At 63.1% G+C, this 13,203-nt stretch carries 11 protein-coding genes; 1 reads left to right on the top strand and 10 read right to left on the bottom strand.

Annotation, left to right across the window (positions count from 1 at the left end):
- Positions 1–2: 2 nt before the first annotated feature.
- Genes IB266_RS02805 through IB266_RS02850 form a run of 10 tightly spaced genes read right to left on the bottom strand, consistent with a single transcriptional unit; the run spans position 3 to position 11,013 of the window.
- A complete protein-coding gene (locus IB266_RS02805; protein WP_192260014.1) occupies positions 3–1,139 on the bottom strand; it encodes a glycosyltransferase family 2 protein in 1,137 nt (378 codons plus the stop codon).
- Complete coding sequence (locus IB266_RS02810) at positions 1,132–2,091, bottom strand: glycosyltransferase (RefSeq protein ID WP_192260016.1); 960 nt, start codon at positions 2,089–2,091, stop codon at positions 1,132–1,134. Before IB266_RS02810 ends, IB266_RS02805 begins: the two co-directional genes overlap by 8 nt.
- Complete coding sequence (locus IB266_RS02815; RefSeq protein WP_192260018.1) at positions 2,088–3,458, bottom strand: O-antigen ligase family protein; 1,371 nt, start codon at positions 3,456–3,458, stop codon at positions 2,088–2,090. The genes IB266_RS02810 and IB266_RS02815 overlap by 4 nt, the downstream gene beginning before the upstream one ends.
- Positions 3,455–4,558 (bottom strand): glycosyltransferase family 4 protein, encoded by a 1,104-nt coding sequence (locus IB266_RS02820; protein ID WP_192260020.1) that lies wholly within the window; start codon positions 4,556–4,558, stop codon positions 3,455–3,457. The genes IB266_RS02815 and IB266_RS02820 overlap by 4 nt, the downstream gene beginning before the upstream one ends.
- Positions 4,555–6,147: a GumC family protein gene (locus IB266_RS02825; RefSeq protein WP_092327370.1), complete on the bottom strand. Its 1,593-nt coding sequence runs from the start codon at positions 6,145–6,147 to the stop codon at positions 4,555–4,557. Before IB266_RS02825 ends, IB266_RS02820 begins: the two co-directional genes overlap by 4 nt.
- 15 nt (positions 6,148–6,162) lie before the next feature.
- Positions 6,163–7,188 carry a polysaccharide biosynthesis/export family protein gene (locus IB266_RS02830; protein ID WP_192260022.1) on the bottom strand — a complete coding sequence of 342 codons (1,026 nt, stop codon included), beginning with the start codon at positions 7,186–7,188 and terminating at the stop codon, positions 6,163–6,165.
- Positions 7,189–7,208: 20 nt separating this feature from the next.
- Positions 7,209–7,853 carry a CpsD/CapB family tyrosine-protein kinase gene (locus IB266_RS02835; RefSeq protein ID WP_060738218.1) on the bottom strand — a complete coding sequence of 215 codons (645 nt, stop codon included), beginning with the start codon at positions 7,851–7,853 and terminating at the stop codon, positions 7,209–7,211.
- Entirely contained in the window at positions 7,854–8,600 is a 747-nt protein-coding gene (locus IB266_RS02840; protein ID WP_192260024.1) for a sugar transferase, read from the bottom strand.
- Positions 8,597–9,652 carry an NAD-dependent epimerase gene (locus IB266_RS02845; protein WP_192260026.1) on the bottom strand — a complete coding sequence of 352 codons (1,056 nt, stop codon included), beginning with the start codon at positions 9,650–9,652 and terminating at the stop codon, positions 8,597–8,599. Before IB266_RS02845 ends, IB266_RS02840 begins: the two co-directional genes overlap by 4 nt.
- Positions 9,649–11,013, bottom strand: a complete 1,365-nt coding sequence (locus IB266_RS02850; protein ID WP_072405253.1) for a UDP-glucose dehydrogenase family protein — start codon at positions 11,011–11,013, stop codon at positions 9,649–9,651. The genes IB266_RS02845 and IB266_RS02850 overlap by 4 nt, the downstream gene beginning before the upstream one ends.
- A gap of 376 nt (positions 11,014–11,389) precedes the next feature.
- Here IB266_RS02850 and IB266_RS02855 point away from each other — a divergent pair, with 376 nt between their 5' ends.
- Positions 11,390–13,087 (top strand): sulfatase-like hydrolase/transferase, encoded by a 1,698-nt coding sequence (locus IB266_RS02855; protein WP_192260028.1) that lies wholly within the window; start codon positions 11,390–11,392, stop codon positions 13,085–13,087.
- Positions 13,088–13,203: the final 116 nt, after the last annotated feature.

The following is a 13,203-nucleotide window of genomic DNA, read 5'->3' on the forward strand; positions in this document are numbered from 1 at the left end:
CCTTAGCGATTCTGCTCGGGATTCCATTGGCTGTAGCGATGACCCCGCAGGAACTGCCAGAGCCCTATGCTCATGCCCGCCAGCGTCACCAGCACGAACGCCGCCAGGCGAAAGGGCCGGGGCAAACGGTGGCCGGCATCCATCAAGCCGATCAGCGCCATGGTGTAGCCGAGCAGCTGCGCCAGCAGGCTCAGGCGGTAGAACGGATGGTCGTTCCACAGCCAGGCATTGCTCAGCAACAGGGGCAACAGCAACACCGGCGCCAGGCGGCGGATCAATTTGTGGCTGATCAGCCCGATGGCGTAGAGCCCGTGACGCATAGGGTTGAGCAGCTCCCGGCGTTGGGCCAGGCTCTGCAACCCGCCAACGGTGACCCGCTGGCGCCGGCGAAACTGCTTGTCGGCCTCGTCCACGCCCTGGTCGGTGACCCGGGCCTGTGGCACGTAGACGATGGACTTGCCGGCGGCCGGCGCGCAGGTGCTGAGGAAGAAGTCGTCGTTGACCTGGGCCGGGATCGGCTGGAACAGCGCCCGACGCAGGGCCAGCAAGGCACCGTCGGCCGAGACCATGCAACCGGTGCGGCTCTCCACCCGCCGCAACCAGCCTTCGTAATGGCGATACAGGCTGTCGCCCAGGCTCAGGCCCTTGCCCGGCACCGGGATCTCCATGTGCCCGGCACAGGCGCCGACTTCCGGATCGCCCAGGGGCGCCAGCAGGTGGCCGAGGGTATCGACGGCCCATTGGTTGTCGGCGTCGGTGAACACCAGGATCTCGCCGCGGCTGTGGGCGACACCGGTATTGAGGGCGGCGGCCTTGCCCTGGCGCGGCAGGTCGAGCACGGTGATGCGCGGGTCGATCACCTTGCGCGCGCAAGCCACCGTGTCGTCGGTGGAACCATCACTGGCGAGGATGATTTGCAGCGAGTGCGCCTGGTAATCCTGGGCGAGCAAGGTGCGCAGCTTCTCCTCGATATGCCGCGCCTCGTTGTGGGCGGCAATGACGATGCTCACGTCCATCGGCAACGCCTTGCCATAGCGCCGCAGCGGAAACAGCGGCGCCAGCAGGCTCAGCATCAAGGGATAACCGAGGTACGCGTACACCGGCAGCAGCAGGCACGACCAATAAATGAACTCAGCCACGGGCAGGTCTCCTGACGTTCCAATGACACAGGTTGAGCAGCAAGGCGGCGCCGGTCAGGTGCAGGCGCACCCCATGCAAAGCCCACAATTGCAGGGTCAGGCGCGGGTCGCGCCGGCTCTGGCGCAGGCTCAGCAGCAGAGGCGGCAGCGCAGTGACCAGCAACAGCATCAGCGCCAGGTGCAACTGCCCCTGGAGCACCGCGAGCAGGGCCAGTAGGTCCAAGCACCAAGCGCCGACGGACAGGGCCGGGAAGCGCAGCAGGCGCAGGCTCGGGCCATGGCTGCGCAGCAATTGCAGATGACTGCCCTGGCGCCACAGCTCCTTGCTCATCCACTCGCGCCAACTGCCTTCGTAGCCCCAGTGCAGGGCCACGCTTTCGTTGACCAACAGCAATTGCGCGTCGGCCTGGCACAGGCGCAGGGAAAAATCCTTGTCTTCGCCGGTACGCAGGGTTTCGTCGAAGCCGCCGACCCGTTCGAACCAATTGCGGCGCATCAACAGGTTGGCGCTGGGCAGCCACTGCACCCGATGCAAGAGGCGTGACCCCGGACGTTGACTGCGGCGCTGCCAGGCTTCGGCGAACCACGGTGCCTGCCGGGGCGTGTCCAGGTCCAGGCCCAGTACATCGCCCTGGTGGCCTTCAAGCTCCAGCAACAGCTTGAGCCAGTCGGCCGGCATCTCGATGTCGGCGTCGATGAACGCCAGCCAGTCGCCGCTGGCGAGGGCCGCGCCGCGATTGCGCAGGGCGCCGATGTGCACGCCCGGGACGATCAGCACCCGGGCGCCCAGCTCGTTGGCAATGCGCGGGCCGTGGTCGTCGGAGCCGTTGTCCACCACGATCAACTCGCACGCCAAGCCTGCCTGGCGGGCCGCTTCCCGGGCCGCCTGCAGGGTCCGGCCGATGTGCCGGGCCTCGTTGTACATCGGGATCACAATGCTGATGCCACTCATGGACGAGCCTCCTGTGGCGCGGCCTGTTCGGCGTCGTAGCGCAACACGCTGGTGAGGGCGAGCATGATCCACAGCAATTTGTGGTTCGGCGCACTGAGAAACATCAGGAACAGCCCCAGGGACAGGAAACTCATGCCCAGGTGCGTCAGCAGGTCCGCCTGCGCCCAGTCGCGGCGCTGCAGCCAGAGCCGACGGGCGTGCAGCAGGTTGTACAGGCCAAGGCCAAGCATGCCGACGAACATCAGCCCGCCCGGCACGCCGATTTCGCTGAAGATTTCCAGGTAGGTGTTATGGGCCCGGCGATACAGGTCCCCCAGCTTGCGGTTGGCCGAGAACGCCTTGGCATAGCCGGTGGGGGCGTAGTGCAGGGGAAAGGTTCCAGGCCCTGACCCGAGTATCGGGTTCTCGCGGATCATCTGGCTGCCGACCAGGATGTACGAGGCGCGGCGGCCCAGGGATTCGTCCTTGTGGGCATTGACGCCGGCGCTGAGGATGCTCAACGACTGGATGCGTGCCACGTAGCCGGCGGGCATCACCGCGACCGCCAGGGGAATCAACAGTGCCAGCCCAAGCATGGCGAAGCCCAGGTGCCGCGGACGGATACGCGGCAGCTGCGCACGATAGTGGTACAAGCCGATCACCAGGCTGAGCAACAGCACCACCAGTCCGGAACGCGACTCGGTCTTGGTCATGCCGCCCAGCAACAGGATGAAACCCCCGCTCCAGAACAATCGGTGCAACAAGTTCGGACTGCGCAGTACCAGCCACAAGGCCAGCGGTACGGTGAACGCAATCAACAGCGCAAAGGCGTTGGGGTCTTCCAGCAGGCCGGAAGCGCGGCCCTGATCCTGATATTTGACCGAGAACATCGCGAGCACGCACGTGGTGGAGACGCTCACCGTCATCAGGCGGGCGAACAGGTCCAGGTTCAGTTCGCGACCGATCAGCAAAGTGATCACGAATAGAATCAGCCCCACCGTCAGCTCTCGCAGATGGGTCAGGGACAGGTCCATGTTTTCCGAGATCAACAGGCTCAGGCCGTACAGCATCATGAAACCGATCAGAGGCTTCCAGATATTGCTGCGCAAGCGTGTCGCGGGAATCTGGTGCAGGGCCAGTTGCAGCATCAGGATCAGGATCAGCGCCAGGCCAAAGAACTTGCTGCCGGAAAACGCGTTGTCCTTGAACAGGCCTTCGAATGGCACCAGCGCGGCAATACCCAGCAAACCCCAGCCGGGCTTGCGGTACAGCACGGCGACGCCGACCAGGCCGAGCACCGCGCCCGGGGCGAGGAACGGATAAGGGCTGGCCAGCAACGCCAGGCACACCAGGCCCAGCAGGCTGACGATCGAGAGTGGGACAATCATGAGCGAGCCTCCCGTGCCGTGCGGATGTATAGCTGCGACCAGCGTTCGGCCAGCGTGCGCAGGTCGTAGCGATCCTGTTGGGTGCGGCGTGCGTTGTCGGCCAGGATCCGCGCCAGGGGCGGTTCGCTGAACAGCGTTTCGATCTGCGCCGCCAGGTCCGCACTGTCGGCCGGTGCCGCGAGCAGGCCGTTATGGCGGTCCTGCAACACGTCGGGAATGCCGCCGACACCGAACGCCACCACTGGCACGCCGGCCTGCATGGCTTCGAGCAGAATCATCGGGGTGCCTTCGGTGCGCGAGCTGATCACCAGCGCGTCGAGGCGACTCCACCAGGCGTTCATGTCGGTCTGGTAGCCGGGTAATTCGATGCGCGTGGGCAGCCCGGCGTCGGTGATGCGCTTGAGCAGCACCTGGCGTTCCGGGCCGTCGCCGAGCATCACCGCGTGCAGCGACGAATGCCGCTGGCACAGGGGGATCATGGCGTCGAGGAATAGGTCCGGGCCTTTCTCGCTGCTCAAACGGCCGACGTAGCCGACCCGCCAGCGTTGCTGGTCGATGCGGTGGGCCAGTGGCGTGCTGGCCGCTGGCAGGCCGTTGGGGATCACGTCGAGTTTTTCCGCCCGTACGCTGGCCCGGCGGTGCAGCGTGGCGATGCTCTCGGCCACGCAGACCACTCGCTTGACCGAGGCGGTGCGGCACAGTTGCAGGCTCAGCCAGGTGTAGAAACGTTGTTTGGGGCTGCGCGGCGTGAAGCCATGCTGGGTGATCACCAGCGGCAGGCGCAGCAGCGTGGCCGCCGACCAGCCGAACAACAGCCCTTTGAAGTTGTGGGTGTTGATCAGCGGTCGCTCGTCCCGGCGCTGGCGCAGGTGCTGCAACAGCTCGGCCCAACTGGCGCAGTGACGGCAATCGACCCCAGCTTGGCGAAAGCGTGTGATCAACGTCGGTGGCGCCGCCAGGAACAGCACCTCGTGCTGTCCGGGCGTTGCCAGGCAATGATCGAGCAGCATCCGCTCGGCCCCATAGAAGCCACCGCTGTCGAGCAGATGAATGATCGACAGGGGGCTGCTGTGGTGGGGCGGGTCGAACGGCGCGTTCAATTTCGCACCCAATGGACAAGGCTGGGCAGGCTCCAGTTGCGGTGCGGATTGACCTGCTCGGGGGACTGTTCGTTGATCACCAGCAGCACCGGCACTTCCAACTGCCGGGTGATTTGCGCTGGGTGCTTGAAGCGGTGATCGAAGAACTCACGCACATAGACCAGGGCGATCGCCAGCAGCAGGCCGCTGAACATGCCGAAGACAATGATCAGCATCGGCTTGGGAAAGGCCGCAGCGGTCGGTTCGAACGGCGGGCTCAGGACCCGGGCGTTGGACAGGTCGTTGTCCAGCGAGCGCGCGGTGCTGGCTTCGGCGAAGCGCTGGGCGTAGGTGGAGAAGGCTGCATGCAAGGCGTTGATCTCGGTGTCCATTTGCCGCAGCTTGCTTTGGGTTTCCTGCAACTGATGGATGCGCTCCTTGAAGGCGGCGATGCGTTCGACTTTCTGATTGATCACCGAACTGACCACTGCCAGATCGGTGGTGCGTTCCTGGATCCGGTTGTTGACCACTTTCAGGAACTGCTGGCGCGTGCGGACGATCTGTTCCCGGGCCAGCAACATCGGTTCGCTGCTGGGCTGGAAGATCGCCAGGTCATTCATGTAGCGGCTGACCTGGCTGGTCAGTTGCTCGCCCAGTTGTTTGATCTCCCGGTCCTCGAAGGCAATGTTGTCCACGGTGGTGGTGAAGGTGAACGGGAAGGTGTAGTCGTTGAACCGGGAGCTGTTCGCCGCCGCCAGGCTGGTCTTGAGGTAATCGAGCCAGCGTTGGCTTTGCAGCAGGCGATCCTGATACAGGTTCAGGGCCTGTTCTTCGGTGTTGATGGCGTTCAGGCGGAAGGTGATTTCTTCCTTGGGATCGGACGAACCGATGTTTTCCAGCAGCCCCAGCCGGGTGCCTTCCAGGCCGTCGAGGCGGGTCTGGTATTGGGCTTTCTTCTGCTCGTAGAAGGTCTGTGGCAGTTCGATCGATTGCAGGTCCTGGCGGTTGCTGAGGTAGTTCTGCAGCAATTGCGCCACGAATCGGGTGCCCTGGGCCGGGTCGCCGAAACTGTAGACGATGGAAATGACGTTGGAGCCGGGCAGGGTCTCGATCTTCAGGTTTTCGATGGCCTCGTCGGTCAGCGTATCGAGCACGGTGTCGCGCACCGGATCGACCTCCAGGCCCAGGCCATCGCGCAGCGGGTTGATGACGTACTCACGCAGGGGCTGGGTGATGTACTTCTTGAGTGGCTCGCTCACCCATTTGTTGAGAATGCCTGGGCTTGGGGTGTAGTCGCCCTGGTCGCGCAGGGCACTGATGGTTTGCCGGATCAACGCCGGTGAGCGCAGGATATTGCTCTCGGTTTCCATGTCCGCCAGGGACGGCGGGATGAAGGTGGCGTTTTCCTGGTTCAGCGACGTGGTGGCGTCGCCCTGGGAGAGTTTTTTCGACTGGACGATCACCTGGGCGGTGATGTCGAAGCTCTGCTTGAGCATCAACGGCAGCACCAGGGCGATCACGGCGAAGATCAGGAAGACGCGCTTCACCCACTGCTTGTTGGCGAAGAAGATCCTGAAGAACTCGTGCAGATAGTTTTCCTTGGGGTTCATGATCGGTCACCTGGGTCAGTTGCTGTCGCTGCTTTTGTTGTCGAGGCGGTAGCCGAGGCTGACGCCAACGCCCTGGAACAGCACCACGTCGGCCAGTTGCCGAGCCATTTCACCGGCTTTGGCCAGGCCGGTCTTGGGCACGTACAGCATGTCTTCCGGCTGCAGGTAGGCGATCTGCGAGGCATCGCCGCTCAGGGCTTTTTCCACGTCATAGTGGCGGGCTTCGACCTGGTTGCCGTTGCGCCGCATGATCACCACCGAGTCGAGCCGGGCCTTGACGTTGGTGCCACGAGCCAGGGTCAGGGCCTCGAGGACCGAGATGGGCCGGCGGATCGGGTAGGAACCAGGCTGCGCCACCTCACCGAGGACATAGATCTCGTTGCCGGCGGTGGACTTGAGCAGCACGTCGACGGTCATGTGGCCTGGCAACTGGGCGTAGCGCTCGTTGAGGAAGGTTTCCAGTTGGGTCACGGTCATGCCTTGCAGCGGCACGGAACCGATTTCCGGGAAGCTTGCGTAACCATCCCGGCCCACGATGATCTCCCGGCTCATGCCGGTGGCTGGGTGGGTCAAGGTGTTGCGCAGGTTCGTCTCGCTGCTCAGCGGGCTGGTCACCATTACCGTCAATTGGTTGCGATTGGGTTGGAACAGCATCTTCTGGTCATAGGCGCGCTGGACCGCCAGACGGGCTTCGTCGGTGGTCAGGCCGGCGACTTTCACCGAGGTGTTGGCCCCTGGCAGTTCGATGCTGCCGTCGGGCATCACCTGTTGCGTGCCGTTGAGCTGGCTGGCGGCGGTGAAGTTCAGCGCCACCTGGTCGCCCGCCTGCACCCGATAGGCCTGGGGCCCGGTGGTGCTGATGTGGAAGATCACATCCAGCACGTCCTGGGGCCGCAGGGTCTGTTCGACCTTGGGCATGTCGGTGGCCTGGGCGTTGGCCGGTGCGGCCGTGAGGATCTGCACCGGCATCGAGCGGGTATCGCTGGTGCTGGAGCAACCGGCAAGCGGCAGCAACAGCAGGACAAGCATTCTGGCGTTCATCTCGTCATCCTTTTGCAGGCTTACAGGTTGTTGTAGAGCCACTTGGGCATGTAGTACTTGCGTCGGTTGAACACGCTGCCGACCACTTTCGCGCCCGCTTGGGACAGGCGCTGGCGGGCGGCCTGGGCCACTTCCCAGCGGGTGTCTTCACCGCGCACCACCAGCACCACGCCATCCACCTGGGTGCTGAGCACCAGCGTGTCGCTGGCCGAATACACCGCGTCGGCGTCGATCACCACAAAGCGGTACTGCGCCGCCAGTTGCTTGAACAGCGGGCGCAGGCGCTCGGGGCTCAGGCGCTCGGCATTGCGACCCAGGCGACCGTGGGGCAGCACGTCGAAGGGCAGGCTGGACGCCTGCACCACGCAGTCCTGCAACAGGGGTGGGGCGAGGCTGTTGAACAGCAGGTCGGTGAAACCGCGTTCCTTGTGCAACGCCAGTTGCTGGCTGAGGTTGCGCGGTGACTGGCTGGCATCCACCAGCAGGACGCGACCGTTGCTCATCTGCGCCAGCTGAGCGGCCAGTGCCATGGCGCTGGTGCTGGTGCCGGTGCCTGTGTTGGCGGACGTCAAGAGCAGGGTCCGCAGGGAAGGGTCGAGCACGGTCGAGGTCAGGTTGGTCTCGCTCGGGCTGGCTATGGTCAGGATATTCGTTGAACCGTCCATTTAACTCGCTCCGTGGCCGCTGAAAACTTTGAAGGGGGTAAGCATCAGGATCTTCAAGTCCAGCCACAGGCTTTGTTCAGCGATATAGCTGAGGTCCAATTCCACGCGCTGGTCGAAGTCGATATTGCTGCGTCCGGAGATCTGCCACAGGCCGGTCATGCCGGGGTAGATGCTCAGGCGCACAAGATGGTTGTCCTTGTAGCGATAGGCGTTGAACGAGGTCGGCCGTGGGCCCACCAGGCGCATGTCGCCGGTCACTACGTTGATCAGGTTCGGCAGTTCGTCGAGGCTGCTGCGACGCAGGAACCGGCCGATGGGCGTGATGCGCGGGTCGTTGTCGATCTTGAAATCGATGGCATCGGCGCCGTGTTTGTTGAGGTGGCGCAGCGACTCCTTGAGGGCTTCGGCGTCGGCGACCATGGTGCGGAACTTGTACATGCCGAACACCCGACCGCGATAGCCGGTGCGTTTCTGTATGAACAGCACCGGGCCCGGGCTGGAAAACTTGACCAGCAGTGCCAGGCCCAGCAACAGCGGGCAGAAGACCACCAGGATCGCCAGTGCGCCGAGGCCGGCTACCACCCGATTGGTCCGCGAGACCGTCCAGGGCCGGCCGCCGTCTCGACCGGTCAACCAACCACGGCCTTGGCGGTGAATGGCCGCATCCAGGCGCCTGCGGTGCTCGGGATCGACACGCTTATCGCGTCCGGGGGCATCGATCGCAATGATTTGTTCATGTCGGGTCATAGACTCCTCCGCTGAGATTGGGCCGCAAGCGGCGCGTGGGCAGGCACTAGGTAATACTCGAGGAACCACTGGATGAAGCGGCCCAGGCCGTCGTCCAGTTCGATGCCCGGCTTGAAGCCGGTGGCCCGCGCCAGGTCGCTGGCGTCGGCGCAGGTGTTGAGCACATCGCCCGCTTGCAGGGGCAGCAGTTCGACGCGGGCGGTGCGGCCCAGGTGTTTTTCCAGCAGCGCGACATAGGTGCGCAGCGCCACCGGGTGCTGCCCGCCGATGTTGTAGATCCGCCAGGGCGCGCGGCTGGTGGCCGGGCCCGGTTGTTCGTGATCCAGCAAGGGCGTGACCTGGGGTGCATGTTCGATCAGGCGGGCGATGCTTTCGACGATGTCGTCGATGTAGGTGAAATCGCGCTGGTGCTCGCCGTGGTTGAACAGCTGCAGCACACGGTCTTCGGTAATGGCGCGGGCAAACTGGATCGGCGACATGTCCGGCCGGCCCCAAGGGCCGTACACCGTAAAGAACCGCAAGCCGGTGCAGGGAATACCAAACAGGTGGCTGTAGCTATGGGCCATCAGTTCATTGGCTTTTTTGCTGGCCGCGTACAGCGACAGCGGATGATCGACGTTGTCCTGCACCGAATAAGGCGTGCGCGGGTTGGCGCCGTATACCGAGCTTGAGGAGGCGTAGATCAGGTGCTCGACCGGATACCGGCGGCAGCTTTCCAGGATGTTCAGGAAGCCGGTGATGTTGCTGTCGACATAGGCCTGCGGGTTTTCCAGGGAGTAGCGCACGCCGGCTTGGGCCGCGAGGTGAATCACCACGTCCGGGCGCCGGGCCTGGAACAATTCGTCGATGGCCGGTGCGTCGGCCAGGTCGAGCCGTGCCAAGGGGAAGGTGCCGACCTGGTCGTTCACCCAGGCCACGCGGTCGTGCTTGAGCTGTGGGTCGTAGTAGTCGTTGAAATTGTCCAGCCCGCACACCCGATGGCCGTCGCGCAGCAGCCGCAACACGACATGGGCGCCGATGAAACCGGCTGCGCCGGTGACCAGGATGTTCACGCTTGTGGCCCTGGTGCCGGGGTACCGGGCACGGTGTGGCGCAGCCCGATACCGCGATACAACAGCCCGGCGGCGGCCAGGTGTTCGGGGTTGTACAGGTTGCGGCCATCGATGATCACCCGGGCGCGCAACTTGCTGGCCAGCAGGTCGAAATCCACCACGCGAAAGTTCTTCCACTCGGTGCAGATCACCAGGGCGTCGGCGTCTTCCAGGGTGTCATCGCGGGTCGCACAGAGGTTCAGGTCCTTGCGATAGCCGTAGAGGCGGCGGCATTCGGACATGGCTTCCGGGTCATAGGCCTGGACCCGGGCGCCTTCGCGCCACAGTGCTTCCATCAGGTAGCGGCTGGGGGCTTCGCGCATGTCATCGGTGTTGGGCTTGAACGCCAGGCCCCAGATGGCAATCGATTTGCCGGCCAGGCCATCCGGGAATTGCTTCGCCAGTTTCTCGAAGAGGATGTGCCGCTGGCTGTCGTTGACGTCAGTGACGCTGCGCAGCAGGCGCAGTGGCATGCCGCTTTGTTCGGCGGTGTGCAGCAGGGCCCGCAGGTCCTTGGGAAAGCACGAACCGCCGAAACCGCAGCCGGGGTAGATGAAGTGATAACCGATGCGCGGGTCCGAGCCGATGCCCTTGCGCACCGCTTCTATGTCGGCGCCCAGCCGTTCGGTGAGGTTGGCCAGTTCGTTCATGAAGCTGATGCGGGTGGCGAGCATGGCATTGGCGGCGTACTTGGTCAGTTCGGCGCTGCGGTTGTCCATGAACATCAGTTTTTCGTGGTTGCGGCAAAAGGGCGCGTAGAGCTCCGTCATCTGGTCGCGGGCCACCGGGTCGGCAGTGCCGACGATGATCCGGTCCGGCCGCATGCAATCGGCCAGGGCGCTGCCTTCCTTGAGGAACTCGGGGTTGGACACCACGCGCACGTTCAGCTGTTTCAGGCCGCGCCGGGCCAATGCCTGGCGGGCGCATTCGGCCACCTTGTCGGCGGTGCCCACCGGCACCGTGGACTTGATGACCAGGGTGCGGTCGCTGTCCATGAAGTCGGCGATCTGCCGGGTCACGGCCAGCACATGGCTCAGGTCGGCCGAGCCGTCTTCATCGGCGGGGGTGCCGACGGCGATGAAAATCAGCTCGCCGTGATTGACCGCGTCGCTGGCCTGGGAACTGAACGACAGGCGTCCGGCCTTGATGTTGTCTTCGAGCAGATTGGACAGCCCCGGCTCGCTGATGGTCGGTACGGCCTGTTGCAGTTGCCGGATCTTGTTCGGGTCGATGTCAATGCACAAAACGCGGTGTCCGACGTCGGCCATTGCGGCCGCCTGGATCAACCCGACATACCCCGTACCAAATACGCTCACGTCCATTTTTGGCGCGCCTCGCAGACCGAATGATGTAACTCGGATGAAACTGTTTAGAGGGGTATAGCGCAGCTTCAGAAAAGCGTGTCAGCAAAATGACAGTTGTCAGTGTTGGCAATTCAAGTGAAGTCGGGCCTTTTGATATCAAGTCATTGACTGATCTAGCAAAGTGGCTGTTTTGCTGGGTGTGACTGGCATTTAACAAAGCGATAAACGGTCGTTATCCATAGATTTTTATATTTTGTTACCTATTTTCGTGTCGTTTTTGGGGCAACTTTTTTTTGACGCGTGGTTGGGGGAGGGCGTTTCTTGCGCTTTGAAAATCGGCTGCTAACGTGCAGGAACGAAGTGCTTTCGACACCGCGATCCGGTCGAGGAAAACATGGCCCGCTACCTCAAGGAATTGCTGCTGTTTTTGTACCTGCTCAAGGGGTACGCCTATTACCTCGACCGTCTCGATACGTTGGGCCTGGGCTTGGCCACCTTGCTGTTCGGCGCCATGTTCGTGTTGTTGGTGGGGGCGCTGTGGATGTGCGCCTACATACGCCAGACGATGGTCAGGCATGTATTTGCCGTGGCGCTGTTCGTGTCAGCGGTTTTTTTCGAGGTGTACACCCAGGTCACGGACAGTTACCTGACCTACAGCCAGTTTGTCTCGCTGGTGTACTCGGGAGGGTTCATCCAGGAAGCGGCCTATCAGTATCGCGAGGTGATCATCAACGCGGCGATCGGCGGCTTGTTGCTGTTGTTCGGCATCGCCCTCAAGCCTCGGCGGGCGCTGCGAGTGCCCGGTTATCTGCCGGTGCTCGCGCCCGTGCTGGGCGTGGTGTTGCTCAGTGGCGTGCTGTTCGTGCGGGCGGGCGAGGGCGCGCGCGGCCTGCCGGTGATGTACACGCCGTTGGCCTATTTGAATCTCTTCGCCTACGAGTCCTTGCACAACACCATCGGCCCCCGGGAACCGGTCACCCTGACGCGGCGATCGTCTTTGATCGAGCAGGACATCGTGCTGATCATCGATGAAAGCATTGGCGGCAATTACCTGGATATCAACACGCCGTCTGGCGTGCACAGCGGCCTGAAGACACCGCCCGAGGGCGTGGATATTTTCAATTTCGGCTACGCGGCTTCCATCGCCAATTGCAGCGCCGACACCAATGTCACCTTGCGCTACGGCGGTACTCGCGCTGACTACATGCGCATCAACAGCACCCGGCCGTCGATCTGGCAGTACGCCAAGAAGGCCGGCTTGCGCACCGTCTACATCGACGCCCAGCGCACTGGCGGCAACCTGCAGAACCTGATGACCGACCTGGAAAAACAGGACATCGACGAATTCGTCCAATTCGACCAGGCCAGCGTGCGTGACCGCGACATGGCGGCGGCGGCGAAGTTGATCGAGCTGTTGGGCGACCACCAGGCCGAACTGGTGGTGATCAACAAGGTGGGGGCGCATTTTCCAGTGCACGACAAATACCCCGACGACTTCATGAACTACCGTCCGGCCTTGCCGCGCGGGCAGTTCCAGGAAGTGGCCGACACCGGCAGGCGCGACGGTTTCAATGGCCAGCAAGATGACTGGCTGCTGTACCGCAACGCCTACCAGAACACCTTGTTGTGGAATGTCGGCGAGTTCTTCAAGCGAATCTTCCAACAGGCCGATTTGAGCCATGCGGTGTTGATCTATACCTCCGACCACGGCCAGGATCTGCACGAACGCGGCAATCCCGGGCTTAACACCCATTGCGGCGGCGACCCGGTGGCCGAAGAAGGCTTGGTGCCGTTGGTGGTGATCCAGGGCAGCCAATTGCAGACCCTCGATTGGCGCAATGCCTGGGCTCGGAACAAGGACCGCTCCAGCCACTACAACATCTTCCCGACGTTGTTGCAGTTGATGGGCTACGACCCGGTCGGGGTCGAATCGGCTTATGGAAAATCCCTGAACCAGCCGACCGATGACGACTTCACCTTCAACTACCGCTTCAACGCGCGGCTGGGGGCGAAACCGGCGTGGAAACATATCGACCTGGACAACATCGTGACACCGCATTCCGGCCAGGTTGAAATGGCAGTGGGGCATTGACTCTATACGCTGAGCTCTTTGGGAGTGGACTTGCTCGTATGAGGCCGGCACATCCAACATCTTCATCGACTATGACGCCGCCTTCGCGAGCAAGCTCGCTCCCACATGGATTTTCG

This window comes from Pseudomonas sp. Pdm06, from assembly GCF_014851795.1.
Taxonomy (GTDB): domain Bacteria; phylum Pseudomonadota; class Gammaproteobacteria; order Pseudomonadales; family Pseudomonadaceae; genus Aquipseudomonas; species Aquipseudomonas fluorescens_AA.